Source organism: Pseudomonas sp. GW456-12-10-14-LB2 (genome assembly GCF_002884345.1).
In the GTDB taxonomy this organism is placed as follows: Bacteria; Pseudomonadota; Gammaproteobacteria; order Pseudomonadales; family Pseudomonadaceae; genus Aquipseudomonas; species Aquipseudomonas paraglycinae.
On record NZ_POHV01000049.1, the window covers coordinates 23,351 to 38,811 of the forward strand.

The window sequence follows — 15,461 nt, forward strand, 5'->3', positions numbered from 1 at the left end:
CGGCATCCGGAGAGCTCGCCCTACTTCAATCTTAAAGCCCCGACCCGGTTCAACGGGCCGGGGCTTCATTCACGGCTTATTCCGCCGCCTGGCCTTCGGCAAGGAAGAACCAGGTTTCCAGCACGGTGTCCGGGTTCAGCGACACGCTTTCGATGCCCTGCTCCATCAGCCACTTGGCTAGGTCCGGGTGGTCCGAAGGGCCCTGACCGCAGATGCCGATGTATTTGCCGGCCTTGTTGCACGCGGCAATCGCGTTGGCCAACAGCTTCTTGACCGCCGGATTACGCTCGTCGAACAGGTGCGCGATGATCCCGGAGTCACGGTCCAGACCCAGTGTCAGCTGAGTCAGGTCGTTGGAGCCGATCGAGAAACCGTCGAAGAATTCGAGGAACTCTTCAGCCAGGATCGCGTTGGATGGCAGTTCGCACATCATGATCACGCGCAGACCGTTGTCGCCACGCTTGAGGCCATTCTCGGCCAGCAGATCCACCACCTGGCTGGCTTCGCCAAGGGTACGGACGAACGGCACCATGATTTCGACGTTGGTCAGGCCCATCTCGTTGCGCACGCGTTTCAGCGCACGGCACTCGAGTTCGAAGCAGTCGCGGAACGATTCGCTGATGTAACGCGACGCGCCACGGAAGCCCAGCATCGGGTTTTCTTCTTCCGGCTCGTAGAGTTTGCCGCCGATCAGGTTGGCGTATTCGTTGGACTTGAAGTCCGACAGACGCACGATGACCTTCTTCGGTGCGAACGCAGCGGCCAGGGTGCTGATGCCTTCAACCAGCTTCTCGACATAGAAGCCGACCGGATCGTCGTAACCGGCGATGCGCTTGTCGACGCTTTCCTTGATGTCCTGTGGCAGGCCGTCGTAGTTCAACAGCGCTTTCGGGTGCACGCCGATCATGCGGTTGATAATGAATTCCAGACGGGCCAGGCCCACACCGGCGTTCGGCAGCTGCGCGAAGTCGAAGGCGCGGTCCGGGTTGCCGACGTTCATCATGATCTTGAACGGCAGTTCCGGCATGGCGTCGACGGAGTTCTTCTTGATGTCGAAACCCAGTTCGCCTTCGAAGATGTAACCGGTGTCGCCTTCGGCGCAGGACACGGTCACGCCCTGGCCATCCTTCAGCAGTTGGGTGGCGTTGCCGCAACCGACAACAGCAGGAATACCCAGCTCACGAGCAATGATCGCCGCGTGGCAGGTACGGCCGCCACGGTTGGTGACGATGGCGCTGGCGCGCTTCATGACCGGTTCCCAGTCCGGGTCGGTCATGTCGGAGACCAGTACGTCGCCCGGCTGAACCTTGTCCATCTCGGAGACGTCCTTGATGATCCGCACCTTGCCGGCGCCGATGCGCTGGCCGATGGCACGACCTTCCACCAGCACGGTGCCGGTCTCTTTCAGCAGGTAACGTTCCATGACGTTGGCCTGGGTGCGGCTCTTCACGGTTTCCGGACGGGCCTGCACGATGTACAGCTTGCCGTCGTCACCGTCTTTGGCCCACTCGATGTCCATCGGGCAGCCGTAGTGCTTCTCGATGATCATCGCCTGCTTTGCCAGCTCGCTGACTTCAGCGTCGGTCAGGCAGAAACGCGCGCGTTCGGCCTTGTCGACATCAACGGTTTTCACGGAACGACCGGCCTTGGCCTCGTCGCCGTAGATCATCTTGATGGCCTTGCTGCCCAGGTTGCGGCGCAGGATTGCCGGACGACCGGCTGCCAGCGTGCCCTTGTGGACATAGAATTCGTCCGGGTTCACCGCGCCTTGTACGACGGTTTCGCCCAGGCCGTAGGCGCCGGTGATGAACACCACGTCACGGAAGCCGGATTCGGTATCGAGGGTGAACATCACACCGGCGGTGCCGGTTTCCGAACGCACCATGCGCTGCACGCCAGCGGACAGGGCGACCAGTTTGTGGTCGAAGCCCTGGTGGACGCGGTAGGAAATGGCACGGTCGTTGAACAGGGAAGCGAACACTTCCTTGGCCGCGCGGATGACGTTTTCCACGCCACGGATGTTCAGGAAGGTTTCCTGCTGACCGGCGAACGAAGCGTCCGGCAAGTCTTCGGCGGTGGCGGAGGAACGCACGGCCACGGCCACGTCAGGATTGCCGGCCGACAGCGCGGCGAACGCGGTGCGGATCTCGGTGTTCAGTTTTTCAGGGAATTCGGCTTCCATGATCCATTGGCGGATCTGGGCGCCGGTCTTGGCCAGGGCATTGACGTCATCGACGTCCAGCGCATCGAGGGCCTTGTGGATCTGATCGTTCAGACCGCTCAGTTCCAGGAAGTCGCGATAGGCTTGCGCCGTGGTGGCGAAGCCGCCGGGGACCGAAACACCGGCACCGGCCAGGTTACTGATCATCTCGCCCAGGGATGCGTTCTTGCCCCCCACATGCTCAACATCATGTTTGCCGAGCTTATCGAGGGAAACTACGTACTCTACCAAGGTGATCTCTCCACTAACTGTGTTGGAAAAGCTCAGAAACCGGCGGCTCGGGGGAGCGTTGGCCGGCTGTATGGCCTGGACCTGGAAAATAAGTGAGAATGCGGGCCAATGGCGGCCGGCAAATCGCGCCTATCATATCCAGAAATACTCATCAGCTTAAGGCCCAAGGTGCAAATGAAACGATCTGCTTTCTTTATCTCCGATGGCACCGGCATCACCGCCGAAACCCTGGGTCAAAGCCTTCTGGCGCAGTTCGAAAACATTACCTTCAGCAAATTCACGCGGCCGTACATCGACAGCGTTGAAAAAGCGCGGGCCATGGTACAACAAATCAACAAAGCCGCTGAAACCGACGGTTTCCGGCCGATCATCTTCGACACCATCGTCAATCAGGACATTCGTGAGATTCTCGCAACCTCCAATGGTTTCATGATCGACATCTTCTCGACGTTCCTCGCCCCGCTCGAGCAGGAACTGACCGAGCATTCTTCCTACACCGTCGGCAAGTCCCACTCCATCGGTCACAACTCCAATTACATGGAGCGGATCGAGGCCGTGAACTTCGCCCTCGACAACGACGATGGCGCCCGCACCCACTATTACGACAAGGCCGACCTGATACTAGTGGGCGTGTCGCGTTGTGGTAAGACGCCGACGTGCCTGTACATGGCGATGCAGTTCGGCATCCGCGCGGCCAACTACCCGCTGACCGAAGACGACATGGAACGCCTGCAACTGCCGGCCGCCCTGCGCGCCCACCAGCACAAGCTGTTCGGCCTGACCATCGACCCGGACCGCCTTACCGCGATCCGCAACGAACGAAAGCCCAACAGCCGCTATTCGAGCTACGCCCAGTGCGAGTTCGAGGTGCGCGAGGTGGAAAACCTGTTCCGCCGCGAGAACATCCCGAACATCAACTCCACGCATTTCTCGGTAGAAGAAATTTCCGCGAAGATCCTCGTGGAAAAAGGCGTGGAGCGGCGCTTCAAATAACCAATAAATCGACAAACCGGTTCACCGGCGTGGTTTCAAGCCGCGCCTGATCCTTGCACAGCGCAAGAATCTCCCCGCTGCGCTGCCCGGTGAAACGGGTGGCCAGATTTGCCCTGAACTTGTCCTCCAGCAATGGAATGCCCTCGGCGCGACGCCGGCGATGGCCAATCGGGTATTCCACCACCACGTTCTCCGTGCTCGAACCGTCCTTGAAAAACACCTGCACCGCGTTGGCAATCGAGCGTTTGTCGGCCTCCAGGTATTCACGGGTGAAGCGCGGGTCCTCGACGATGACCATTTTCTCGCGCAGCACATCGATGACCGGATGGGCCTTGTGGAAATCGTCTTCGTACTGCTCGGCCACCAGATTGCCGAACGCCAGCGGCACGGCGGTCATGTACTGGAGGCAGTGATCGCGGTCGGCGGCATTGGCCAGCGGCCCGACCTTGGAAATGATGCGAATCGCCGATTCGTGGGTGGTGATGACGATCCGGTCGATCTCATGCAGACGATTACGCACCTGCGGGTGTAAGGTCACGGCGGCTTCGCAGGCGGTTTGCGCGTGGAATTCGGCGGGGAAGCTGATTTTGAACAGCACGTTCTCCATCACGTAGCTGCCGAACGGTCGGGAAAAACTGAAGACGCGCTTGTCTTCGGGCTTGAGCGCCAGATCGTTGTTGGTGTGGCTGAACAAAACGTCGTAAAAGCCCCATTGTTTGGCACTCAAGACGCCGGGGATTCCCATTTCGCCGCGCATCGCGATATCCGCCAGCCGCACGCCCCGGCTCGATGCATCCCCCGCCGCCCAGGATTTGCGTGAACCGGCGTTCGGCGCATGGCGGTACGTGCGCAATGCCTGGCCGTCGGCGAACGCGTGGGACAACGCTGATAACAGCTGCTCACGGTTGGCGCCCATCAGTTTGGCGGTCACGGCAGTCGAGGCCACCTTCACCAGAATGACGTGGTCGAGGCCTACGCGATTGAACGAGTTTTCCAGCGCGATCACGCCCTGGATTTCGTGGGCCATGATCATCGCTTCGAGTACATCGCGCACCGTCAGCGGCGTTTCACCATTTGCCAGACGCTTTTGCGACAGGTGATCGGCCACCGCGAGAATCCCGCCGAGGTTGTCCGACGGATGCCCCCATTCGGCGGCGAGCCAGGTGTCGTTGTAATCGAGCCAGCGCACGATGCAGCCGATGTCCCACGCGGCTTTGATTGGGTCGAGGCGATAGGACGTGCCTGGAACTCGGGCGCCGAATGGGACGACGGTGCCTTCGACGATGGGGCCAAGGTGTTTGGTGCACTCGGGGAAACGCAGAGCCAGCAGGCCGCAGCCCAGCGTGTCCATCAGGCAGTTGCGGGCGGTGTCGAGGGCTTCGGCGGATGTGATTTTGTAGCTGAGGACGTAATCGGCGATGTCCTGCAGGACACGGTCGTAGTCGGGGCGGTTGTTCAGGTCGACGTTGGCGCTCATTGCGGTTCTCCTGGGTGGGGAATGATGAGTGGTGGGGTCTTCCTCAGAGGCCTGGCTGGTTTGTTGATTGCAGGTCTGGGGTGCCTGCTCGTTGTGTGTTTCTTCAGTTAGTAAAGCCCCTCACCCTAGCCCTCTCCCGCAGGGAGAGGGAACCGATCGGGGGATATTCAAGCGTTACGCCGACCTGAAAGTGCTTTGCCGAATCCATAATCGCCACGATTTTTCAGGTCGAAGTATCCCGCAAGACACCTCGGTCAGCTCCCTCTCCCTCCGGGAGAGGGCTGGGGTGAGGGAGCTCTTGATCTTAAAAAGAGTCGCCAGGAACGCGCACGTAACCTTCCATCAGGACGCGCGCACTGCGGCTCATGATCGCTTTCTTCACAACCCATTCGCCATTTTCAAGGCTGGCCTCAGCCCCCACACGCAACGTCCCGGACGGATGCCCGAACCGCACGGCATTGCGTTCAACGCCGCCGGCCGCCAGGTTTACCAAGGTGCCGGAGATCGCTGCGGCGGTGCCGATCGCCACCGCCGCCGTCCCCATCATCGCGTGGTGCAGCTTGCCCATCGACAACGCCCGCACCAGCAAATCCACATCCCCAGCGCCAATGGCTTTGCCACTGGATGCCACGTAATCCGCAGGTTTGGCAACGAACGCCACTTTCGGCGTGTGCTGACGCTTGGCCGCTTCATCCAGACTGGAAATCAGCCCCATGCGCAAAGCACCGTAGGCACGAATGGTCTCAAACATCTGCAACGCTTTCGGATCGCTGTTGATCGCGCTCTGCAGCTCGGTGCCGGTGTAACCGATGTCTTCGGCGTTAACGAAGATCGTCGGGATACCCGCGTTGATCATGGTCGCCTTGAACGTGCCGACGCCCGGCACCTCCAGCTCATCGATCAGGTTGCCGGTGGGGAACATCGAGCCACCGCCGCCCTCTTCTTCCGCCGCCGGGTCCATGAATTCGACCTGGACTTCGGCGGCCGGAAAGGTCACGCCGTCGAGTTCGAAATCGCCGGTTTCCTGGACTTCGCCATTGGTGATCGGCACGTGGGCAATGATCGTTTTACCGATATTGGCCTGCCACACGCGAACCACCGCCACACCGTTGTGCGGAATGCGGCTGGCGTCCACCAGACCGTTGCTGATGGCGAACGAACCGACTGCCGCCGACAGGTTGCCGCAGTTGCCGCTCCAGTCCACGAACGGCTTGTCGATCGACACCTGACCGAACAGGTAATCGACGTCGTGATCGGCCTTGATGCTTTTCGACAGGATCACGGTTTTGCTGGTGCTCGAGGTGGCGCCGCCCATGCCGTCGATCTGCTTGTCGTACGGGTCGGGGCTGCCGATGACCCGCAGCAACAGCGCATCACGGGCCGGGCCGGGAATCTGCGCCGCTTCGGGCAGATCCTTGAGGCTGAAAAACACGCCTTTGCTGGTGCCGCCACGCATGTAGGTAGCGGGGATTTTGATCTGCGGTGCGAAATTAGCTGCGTGAGCCATGGTGCTCCTTAACGAAGACATGGGACTTGAAGCCCCATGCCCACATCAGTTGATTTAAACGGCAACCGCCGACTCTTCGAGGAAGTCCTGAGCGAAGCGCTGCAACACGCCGCCGGCCTCGTAGATCGACACTTCTTCGGCGGTGTCGAGGCGGCAGGTCACCGGCACATCGACGCGTTCACCGTTCTTGCGATGGATTACCAGCGTCAGGTCGGCGCGCGGCGTGCGCTCACCGATCACGTCATAGGTTTCGCTGCCGTCGATGCCCAGGGTCTTGCGGTCGGTGCCCGGTTTGAATTCCAGCGGCAACACGCCCATGCCCACCAGGTTGGTGCGGTGGATACGTTCGAAACCTTCAGCGGCGATCGCTTCCACACCCGCCAGCCGCACGCCTTTGGCTGCCCAGTCCCGGGACGAACCCTGACCGTAGTCGGCGCCGGCGATGATGATCAGCGGCTGCTTGCGCTCCATGTAGGTTTCGATGGCTTCCCACATGCGCATCACTTTGCCTTCCGGCTCGACACGGGCCAGGGAGCCCTGCTTGACCTTGCCGTTTTCCACAACCATTTCGTTGAACAGTTTCGGGTTGGCAAACGTTGCGCGCTGCGCGGTCAAGTGGTCGCCACGGTGGGTCGCGTAAGAGTTGAAGTCCTCTTCCGGCAGGCCCATTTTCGCCAGGTACTCACCGGCGGCGCTGTCGAGCATGATCGCGTTCGACGGCGACAGGTGATCGGTGGTGATGTTGTCCGGCAGCACCGCCAGCGGGCGCATGCCCTTGAGCGGTCGCGCCCCGGCCAGCGCGCCTTCCCAGTACGGCGGACGGCGGATGTAGGTGCTCATCTCGCGCCAGTCGTACAGCGGCGTGACTTTCGGGCCTGTGTCTTCATGGATGGCGAACATCGGGATGTAGACCTGACGGAACTGCTCGGGCTTGACCGAGGATTTCACCACCGCGTCGATTTCTTCGTCGCTCGGCCAGATGTCTTTCAGGCGAACTTCCTTGCCGTCGACCACGCCCAGCACGTCTTTTTCTATGTCGAAACGAATAGTTCCGGCAATCGCGTAGGCCACCACCAGCGGCGGCGAAGCGAGGAACGCCTGCTTGGCGTACGGGTGAATCCGCCCGTCGAAGTTGCGGTTGCCAGACAGCACAGCGGTCGCATACAGATCGCGGTCGATGATCTCTTGCTGGATCACCGGATCCAGCGCGCCGGACATGCCGTTGCAGGTGGTGCAGGCAAACGCGACGACGCCGAAACCGAGCTGCTCCAGCTCCGTGGTCAGCCCCGCTTCATCGAGGTACAGCGCCACGGTTTTCGAACCCGGCGCCAGCGACGACTTGACCCACGGCTTGCGGGTCAGCCCGAGCTTGTTGGCGTTGCGCGCCAGCAGGCCGGCGGCGATCACGTTGCGCGGGTTGCTGGTGTTGGTGCAACTGGTGATGGCGGCGATGATCACCGCGCCGTCAGGCATTTGCCCCGGCACGTCTTCCCACTGACCGGCGATGCCTTTGGCCGCCAGATCCGACACCGCCACACGGGCGTGCGGGTTGCTCGGGCCGGCCATGTTGCGCACCACCGAAGACAGATCGAAGGTCAGGCCGCGCTCGTATTGCGCGCCTTTCAGGCTGTCGGCCCAGAGACCGATCTGCTTGGCGTATTGCTCGACCAGCTGAACTTGCTGGTCTTCGCGACCGGTGAGTTTCAGGTAATCGATAGTCTGCTGGTCGATGTAGAACATCGCCGCCGTGGCGCCGTATTCCGGGGCCATGTTGGAGATGGTCGCGCGGTCGCCGAGGGTCAGTGCCGAAGCACCTTCGCCGAAGAACTCCAGCCATGCGCCGACCACTTTCTGTTTGCGCAGGTATTCGGTCAGCGCCAGCACCATGTCGGTGGCGGTGATGCCCGGTTGCAGCTTGCCGGTCAGTTCGACGCCGACGCTTTCCGGCAGGCGCATCCACGACGCGCGGCCGAGCATCACGCTTTCGGCTTCCAGACCACCGACACCGATGGCGATCACGCCCAGCGCATCGACGTGCGGGGTGTGGCTGTCGGTGCCGACGCAGGTATCCGGGAATGCCACGCCGTCGCGCACCTGAATCACCGGAGACATTTTCTCCAGGTTGATCTGGTGCATGATGCCGTTGCCCGGCGGGATCACGTCGACGTTCTTGAACGCCTTCTTGGTCCAGTTGATGAAGTGGAAGCGGTCTTCGTTGCGACGGTCTTCGATGGCGCGGTTCTTCTCGAACGCCTGGGCGTCAAAACCGCCCGCTTCAACCGCCAGCGAGTGGTCGACGATCAGTTGGGTCGGCACCACCGGGTTGACCTGCGCCGGGTCGCCGCCCTGCTGGGCAATCGCGTCGCGCAGGCCGGCCAGATCCACCAGCGCGGTCTGGCCGAGAATGTCGTGGCACACCACGCGAGCCGGGAACCACGGGAAGTCGAGGTCGCGTTTGCGCTCGATCAGTTGTTTCAGGGAATCGGTGAGCGTGGCCGGGTCGCAGCGACGCACGAGGTTTTCCGCCAGCACGCGAGAGGTGTACGGCAGGGTGTCGTAGCTGCCGGGCTGGATCGCATCGACAGCCGCGCGGACGTCGAAAAAGTCCAGCGGCGTGCCGGGCAGGTTCTTGCGAAATTCTGTGTTCATCGGTCAGGACTCGGTCACGGTAGTTTCAAAGAGGGGGCGCCTGTGCCGGCGCCCTCCCCGGTCAGCGCTGGTCGATTGGCACGAACTTGCGCTGTTCGACGCCGGTGTACTCGGCGCTTGGACGGATGATGCGGTTGTTGGCGCGCTGTTCGAACACGTGCGCTGCCCAGCCGGTCAGGCGCGAGCAGACGAAGATCGGGGTGAACAGCTTGGTCGGGATGCCCATGAAGTGGTACGCCGAGGCATGGTAGAAGTCGGCGTTGGGGAACAGTTTCTTCTGCTCCCACATGGTCTTGTCGATGGCTTCCGAAACCGCGAACAACACCTTGTCGCCCACTTCGTCGGCGAGTTTTTTCGACCAGCCCTTGATCACCTCGTTGCGCGGATCGCTGTCCTTATAGATCGCGTGGCCGAAGCCCATGATCTTGTCCTTGCGTTCGAGCATGCCGAGGGTGCCTTTGATCGCCTCTTCCGGCGACGAGAAGCGCTCGATCATTTCCATCGCCGCTTCGTTGGCGCCACCGTGCAGTGGGCCGCGCAACGAGCCGATGGCCGCCGTGACGCAGGAATACAGATCTGACAGGGTCGAAGCACACACCCGAGCGGTAAAGGTCGAGGCGTTGAATTCGTGCTCGGCGTAGAGGATCAGCGACACGTTCATCACTTTGACGTGCAGTTCGCTCGGCTTCTTGTCGTGCAGCAGGTGCAGGAAGTGGCCGCCGATGGACTGCTCGTCCGTTACGCAATTAATGCGTTTGCCGTCGTGGCTGAAGCGATACCAGTAGCACATGATCGCCGGGAAAGCGGCCAGCAGGCGGTCGGTCTTGTCGCGTTGCTCGGAGAAGTCTTTCTCCGGCTCGATGTTGCCCAGGAACGAGCAACCGGTGCGCATCACGTCCATCGGGTGGGCGTCGGCGGGGATGCGTTCCAGCACTTCTTTCAGCGCTTGTGGCAGGTCGCGCAGCTTGCTGAGTTTGCTCTGGTAGTCGGCGAGCTGTGCCTTGGTCGGCAGTTCTCCGTAGAGCAGCAAGTACGCCACTTCTTCAAATTTTGCATCTGCTGCCAGTTCGCGCACGTCGTAGCCGCGATAGGTCAACCCGGCACCGGCCTGGCCCACGGTGGACAGTGCGGTTTGCCCGGCAACCTGGCCCCGGAGCCCGGCGCCACTGAGTACTTTTGCTTCGGCCATTGTTGTCTCCAATCTTGAATTTATTAGGGAGTACGGTTGCGGCTTACTTCTTCGCCGCAAACAACGCGTCGAGCTTCTGCTCGAAGGTGTGGTAATCGATGCGATCGTAGAGCTCCATGCGAGTCTGCATGGTGTCGATGACATTCTGCTGAGTGCCGTCGCGGCGGATCGCGGTGTAGACGTTTTCCGCAGCCTTGTTCATCGCGCGGAACGCCGACAGCGGGTACAGCACCAGCGACACATCGGCGCCGGCCAGTTGCTCGGTGGTGTACAGCGGCGTCGAGCCGAATTCGGTGATGTTGGCCAGGATCGGCGCTTTCACACGGCTGGCGAACAACTTGTACATCTCGAGTTCAGTGATGGCTTCCGGAAAGATCATGTCGGCGCCGGCCTCGATGCACGCAGCGGCGCGATCCAGTGCCGATTCCAGACCTTCAACGGCCAGGGCGTCGGTGCGGGCCATGATCACAAAACTGTCGTCGGTGCGGGCATCGACGGCAGCCTTGATGCGATCGACCATTTCCTGCTGGGTCACGATTTCTTTATTAGGGCGGTGACCGCAGCGTTTGGCGCCGACCTGGTCTTCGATGTGAATCGCTGCTGCGCCGAACTTGATCATCGACTTGACGGTGCGGGCCACGTTGAACGCCGAGGCGCCGAAACCGGTGTCGACGTCCACCAGCAGCGGCAGGTCGCAGACGTCGGTGATGCGGCGCACGTCGGTCAGCACGTCATCCAGGCCGGTGATGCCCAGGTCCGGCACGCCGAGGGAGCCGGCAGCCACCCCGCCACCCGACAGGTAGATCGCCTTGAAACCGGCGCGCTTGGCCAGCAGCGCGTGGTTGGCGTTGATCGCCCCGACCACTTGCAGCGGATGTTCGCTGGCGACCGCATCGCGGAAACGCTGGCCTGGAGTGCTCTTGTTGGAACTCATGACTCACCTCGTTCAGTGGCTGTCTTATTGTCGGCGCCGTCCTGGTAGTGACGGGCGATGTTGCGTTTCGAGGCGCCGATGTGACGGCGCATCAACAATTCCGCGAGCTCGCCGTCACGGTCGGCGATGGCATCGAGAATCCGGTGGTGTTCGGCAAAGGCCTGGCGCGGGCGGTTGGGCGTGGTGGAAAACTGGATGCGGTACATGCGCACCAGTTGATAGAGCTCGCCGCAGAGCATTTGCGTGAGGGTGCGGTTGCCGCTGCCCTGGATGATCCGGTAGTGAAAGTCGAAATCGCCTTCCTGCTGGTAGTAGCCGACACCGGCCTGGAAGGCTGCATCGCGTTCATGGGTTTCCAGCACCCGGCGCAGTTCGTCGATTTCTTCGACGCTCATGCGTTCGGCCGCCAGACGGCAGGCCATGCCTTCGAGGGATTCACGGATTTCGTAGAGTTCGAGCAATTCGGCGTGGCTCAGCGACACCACCCGCGCACCGACGTGCGGTACGCGCACCAGCAGGCGCTGGCCTTCCAGCCGGTGGATCGCCTCGCGCAGCGGCCCGCGGCTGATGCCGTAGGTGCGCGCCAGTTCCGGCTCGGAGATCTTGCTGCCCGGGGCGATCTCGCCTTTGACGATGGCCGCCTGGATGCGTCGGAAGACGTTTTCCGAGAGCGTCTCGGAATCGTCGCCGTTGATCACCGGGGGATCGAGTTGATCCAGCATATTGTCGACACCTTCAAATCCAATGCGGCAAAAACTAGCGAACCAGCCCGCATCAGTCAAAGGATAAATACAGATTGTCGACAATCGTCTAATAAGCCTTCATATCAGCCCCAAGGGTTATAGACCGGTCCCGGCGCTGGCGCCATAAAACCACCGTGCTAGAATGCCGCCCGCATTTGCGAGTCATTTGCACGGCTTGTCATAAAAAGCTGATAGGCACACGAAGGCGCATGGGCAGACAGGATTTCCTGATGCCATGGCCCTGAACCGAGAACGGAACGCTGCTCGCCAGGATTTATGAGACTCAAGCCCTTCCCCACATTCTTTGCACTGTTTTGCCTGCCCGGCCTCGCCGCGGCGGGGGAAAAGACCGTGTACGGCCTCAACGAATACGCTGCCCTCGACGGGATCAACCTGGAAGTGGCGGCGAAACTCGACACCGGGGCGAAAACCGCCTCCCTGAGCGCCCGCGACATCAAACGTTTCAAACGCAACGGCGAGTCCTGGGTACGTTTCTACCTGGCCATCGACGCCGCGCATTCGCACCCGATCGAACGGCCGCTGGCCCGGGTCAGCAAGATCAAGCGCCGCGCCGGCGACTACGACCCTGAAGAAGGCAAGAAGTACACCGCGCGCCCGGTGATCGAGCTGGACATCTGCATGGGTTCGGCAATGCGCAGCATCGAAGTGAACCTGACCGACCGTAGTGCGTTCCAATACCCGCTTTTGATCGGCTCCGAGGCGCTGAAACGCTTCGATGCGCTGGTCGATCCCAGTCTTAAATACGCTGCCGGCAAACCCGCCTGCGCCATCGCCGCTCATACCGCCGAGTAATTTCCATGCGTTCTCTAACCTTCCACCTGAAAGTCCTGATCACCATCCTGGTGTTGCTGGGCGTTTCGGTTACGGCCTATCAGATTTTCGTGCTCGGCATTCCAGTGACCGAAGACGCCACCGACGACTTGTGGAACATCGACGCCAAGGTCGAGTTCGTCGCCAGCACCAAGGATCCGGTCAAGATCCAGATGTTCGTGCCGCCCCTGAGCCGCGATTACGTCAGCCTCAATGAAAGCTTCATCTCCAACAATTACGGTGTGGCGGTCAACCGTGTCGACGGCAACCGCAAGGTCACCTGGTCGGCACGCCGGGCCAAGGGCAACCAGACCCTTTATTACCGCCTGGTGCTGACCAAGCGTTACACCGCCGAGAAAACCAAGATCAAAGGCCCGACCTTCCGCGACAGCATGGCCATCGAAGGCCCGGAAAAGATTGCCGCCGAAGCCCTGCTCGCCCCGATCCGCCAGCACTCGGCCGACGTCGAGACCTTCATTGGCGAAGCGATCAAACGCGTCAACAACGTCAACGACGACAACGTGAAACTGCTGCTGGCCGGCGATCCGTCGACGCCGCACAAAGCCAAGATTGTCGAACTGCTGCTGTCCATCGCCCACGTGCCGGTGGAGAAAGTCCACACCATCCGCCTCGTCGCCGATCAGCCGCAAACTCCGGAACTGTGGCTGCGCAGCTTCAACGGCACCGACTGGCTGTATTTCAACCCGGAAACCGGTGAACAAGGCCTGCCGACCGACCGCCTGCTGTGGTGGAGCGGTGATGAAAACCTGATCACCGTTGACGGTGGCAAGAAAGCCAACGTGACCTTCAGCCTGAACAACAGCGAGATGAACGCGATTCGTCTGGCCAAGCTGACCGACGAAAACACCGACGCCAATTTCCTCGAATACTCGCTGTACGGCCTGCCGCTGCAAACCCAGCAGACGTTCATGATCATGGTGATGATCCCGATCGGCGTGCTGGTGATCCTGATCCTGCGCAACCTGATCGGCCTGCAGACCCTCGGCACGTTCACACCGGTGCTGATCGCCCTGGCCTTCCGCGAGACACAACTGGGCTTCGGCATCCTGCTGTTTACCGTGATCACCGCGCTTGGGCTGTCGCTGCGTTCGTACCTGGAACACTTGAAGCTGCAAATGCTGCCGCGCCTGTCGGTGGTGCTGACCTTCGTGGTGGTGCTGATTGCGGCGATCAGTCTGTTCAGTCACAAGCTCGGTCTGGAGCGCGGCCTGTCGGTGGCGCTGTTCCCGATGGTGATTCTGACCATGACCATCGAACGCCTGTCGATCACCTGGGAAGAGCGCGGCGCCAGCCATGCCATGAAAGTGGCGATCGGCACGCTGTTCGCAGCGTCCCTGGCGCACCTGATCATGACCGTTCCTGAGCTGGTGTACTTCGTGTTCACCTTCCCGGCGATCCTGCTGATCCTGGTGGGCTTCATGCTGGCCATGGGTCGTTATCGCGGTTATCGCCTGACTGAACTCGTACGTTTCAAGGCTTTCCTGAAGAAGGCTGACGCCTGATGTTCGGTTTCTGGAAGACCTGGAAGGCCCTGGAAGCCCGGGGCATCATGGGCATCAATCGGCGTAACGCCGACTACGTGCTCAAGTACAACAAGCGCAGCCTGTACCCGATCGTCGATGACAAGATCATCACCAAGGAACGCGCGATCAAGGCCGGCATTCACGTGCCGGAACTGTATGGCGTGATTTCCACGGAGAAGGAAATCGACAAGCTCGGCGAGATCATCGGCGGGCGCAACGACTTCGTGATCAAGCCGGCCCAGGGCGCCGGCGGTGACGGCATCATCGTCATCGCCGACCGTTTCGAGGGCCGCTATCGCACGGTGTCGGGCAAGATCATTGCCCACGAAGAGCTGGAGCATCACATCTCCAGCATCCTCACTGGCCTGTACTCGCTGGGCGGCCACCGCGACCGGGCGCTGATCGAATATCGGGTGACCCCGGACCAGATCTTCAAAAGCATCAGCTACGAAGGCGTGCCGGACATCCGCATCATCGTGCTGATGGGCTACCCGGTGATGGCGATGTTGCGCCTGCCGACCCGTCAATCCAGCGGCAAGGCCAACCTGCACCAGGGCGCCATCGGCGTCGGTGTCGACCTGGCCACCGGCCTGACCCTGCGCGGCACCTGGCTGAACAACATCATCACCAAACACCCGGACACCACCAACGCGGTGGACGGTGTGCAATTGCCCTACTGGGACGGATTCATGAAGCTCGCCGCCGGTTGCTATGAGCTGTGTGGCCTGGGGTACATCGGCGTGGACATGGTGCTGGACCAGGAGAAAGGCCCGCTGATTCTGGAGCTGAATGCGCGGCCGGGGCTGAATATCCAGATTGCCAACGATTGCGGACTGACGTTGCGTACCCATGCGGTGGAAGCGCATCTGGAAGAGCTCAAGGCGCGCGGCGTGACGGAGTCGGTTGAAGAGCGGGTGGCGTTTGCTCAGGAATTGTTTGGGCATATTCCGGCGGTCGAGGGCTGAAGCTCAGAAGCAAAAGCACCCTCACCCCAGCCCTCTCCCGGAGGGAGAGGGAGCCGACGGTGTTGAACATTCGAGTTACATCGACCTGAATGACCGAGTCGAACTCAGGCTTTGAAAAGCATGAAGATCTGCTCCCTTCCCCCTCTCCCCCTTTGGGGGAGAGGGCTGGGGTGAGGG

General features: G+C 61.1%; 11 protein-coding genes. 4 read left to right on the top strand and 7 right to left on the bottom strand.

Features of this window, described 5'->3' with window-relative positions; all coding sequences use genetic code 11:
* Positions 1-76 precede the first annotated feature (76 nt).
* Positions 77-2,452 (bottom strand): phosphoenolpyruvate synthase, encoded by a 2,376-nt coding sequence (ppsA, locus tag C1X29_RS25535; protein WP_102686938.1) that lies wholly within the window; start codon positions 2,450-2,452, stop codon positions 77-79.
* 174 nt (positions 2,453-2,626) lie between these two features.
* Here ppsA and C1X29_RS25540 point away from each other — a divergent pair, with 174 nt between their 5' ends.
* Positions 2,627-3,445: a pyruvate, water dikinase regulatory protein gene (locus C1X29_RS25540; protein ID WP_007951980.1), complete on the top strand. Its 819-nt coding sequence runs from the start codon at positions 2,627-2,629 to the stop codon at positions 3,443-3,445.
* Here C1X29_RS25540 and prpD read toward each other — a convergent pair.
* The 6 genes from prpD to C1X29_RS25570 all read right to left on the bottom strand — a co-directional run bounded on the left by prpD (position 3,438) and on the right by C1X29_RS25570 (position 11,920).
* Positions 3,438-4,922 (bottom strand): 2-methylcitrate dehydratase, encoded by a 1,485-nt coding sequence (prpD, locus tag C1X29_RS25545; protein ID WP_102718661.1) that lies wholly within the window; start codon positions 4,920-4,922, stop codon positions 3,438-3,440. The genes C1X29_RS25540 and prpD overlap by 8 nt on opposite strands.
* A gap of 304 nt (positions 4,923-5,226) precedes the next feature.
* Positions 5,227-6,429, bottom strand: coding sequence for a 2-methylaconitate cis-trans isomerase PrpF (gene prpF / locus C1X29_RS25550; protein ID WP_102718662.1), 1,203 nt, complete (start codon positions 6,427-6,429; stop codon positions 5,227-5,229).
* A gap of 54 nt (positions 6,430-6,483) precedes the next feature.
* Entirely contained in the window at positions 6,484-9,078 is a 2,595-nt protein-coding gene (gene acnD, locus C1X29_RS25555; protein ID WP_102686935.1) for a Fe/S-dependent 2-methylisocitrate dehydratase AcnD, read from the bottom strand.
* Positions 9,079-9,139: 61 nt separating this feature from the next.
* Positions 9,140-10,267, bottom strand: a complete 1,128-nt coding sequence (gene prpC / locus C1X29_RS25560; RefSeq protein ID WP_102718663.1) for a 2-methylcitrate synthase — start codon at positions 10,265-10,267, stop codon at positions 9,140-9,142.
* 43 nt (positions 10,268-10,310) lie between these two features.
* Positions 10,311-11,201 (bottom strand): methylisocitrate lyase, encoded by an 891-nt coding sequence (gene prpB / locus C1X29_RS25565; RefSeq protein ID WP_007951973.1) that lies wholly within the window; start codon positions 11,199-11,201, stop codon positions 10,311-10,313.
* Positions 11,198-11,920, bottom strand: coding sequence for a GntR family transcriptional regulator (locus tag C1X29_RS25570; protein WP_173892848.1), 723 nt, complete (start codon positions 11,918-11,920; stop codon positions 11,198-11,200). Before C1X29_RS25570 ends, prpB begins: the two co-directional genes overlap by 4 nt.
* 300 nt (positions 11,921-12,220) lie before the next feature.
* Between C1X29_RS25570 and C1X29_RS25575 the strand changes: the two genes are divergently transcribed.
* Genes C1X29_RS25575 through C1X29_RS25585 form a run of 3 tightly spaced genes read left to right on the top strand, consistent with a single transcriptional unit; the run spans position 12,221 to position 15,284 of the window.
* Positions 12,221-12,757, top strand: coding sequence for an ATP-dependent zinc protease (locus tag C1X29_RS25575; RefSeq protein WP_011333239.1), 537 nt, complete (start codon positions 12,221-12,223; stop codon positions 12,755-12,757).
* A gap of 5 nt (positions 12,758-12,762) precedes the next feature.
* Positions 12,763-14,298, top strand: coding sequence for an inactive transglutaminase family protein (locus C1X29_RS25580; protein WP_007951967.1), 1,536 nt, complete (start codon positions 12,763-12,765; stop codon positions 14,296-14,298).
* Positions 14,298-15,284, top strand: a complete 987-nt coding sequence (locus C1X29_RS25585; RefSeq protein WP_102718664.1) for an alpha-L-glutamate ligase-like protein — start codon at positions 14,298-14,300, stop codon at positions 15,282-15,284. The genes C1X29_RS25580 and C1X29_RS25585 overlap by 1 nt, the downstream gene beginning before the upstream one ends.
* Positions 15,285-15,461 lie beyond the last annotated feature (177 nt).

What these genes read in the sequence shown, in the direction of transcription:
- acnD (WP_102686935.1), bottom strand. Translation starts at nt 9,078, where the DNA reads ATGAACACAGAATTTCGCAAGAACCTGCCCGGCACGCCGCTGGACTTT.
- prpB (WP_007951973.1), bottom strand. Translation starts at nt 11,201, where the DNA reads ATGAGTTCCAACAAGAGCACTCCAGGCCAGCGTTTCCGCGATGCGGTC.
- prpF (WP_102718662.1), bottom strand. Translation starts at nt 6,429, where the DNA reads ATGGCTCACGCAGCTAATTTCGCACCGCAGATCAAAATCCCCGCTACC.
- C1X29_RS25580 (WP_007951967.1), top strand. Translation starts at nt 12,763, where the DNA reads ATGCGTTCTCTAACCTTCCACCTGAAAGTCCTGATCACCATCCTGGTG.
- prpD (WP_102718661.1), bottom strand. Translation starts at nt 4,922, where the DNA reads ATGAGCGCCAACGTCGACCTGAACAACCGCCCCGACTACGACCGTGTC.
- prpC (WP_102718663.1), bottom strand. Translation starts at nt 10,267, where the DNA reads ATGGCCGAAGCAAAAGTACTCAGTGGCGCCGGGCTCCGGGGCCAGGTT.
- C1X29_RS25575 (WP_011333239.1), top strand. Translation starts at nt 12,221, where the DNA reads ATGAGACTCAAGCCCTTCCCCACATTCTTTGCACTGTTTTGCCTGCCC.
- C1X29_RS25540 (WP_007951980.1), top strand. Translation starts at nt 2,627, where the DNA reads ATGAAACGATCTGCTTTCTTTATCTCCGATGGCACCGGCATCACCGCC.
- C1X29_RS25585 (WP_102718664.1), top strand. Translation starts at nt 14,298, where the DNA reads ATGTTCGGTTTCTGGAAGACCTGGAAGGCCCTGGAAGCCCGGGGCATC.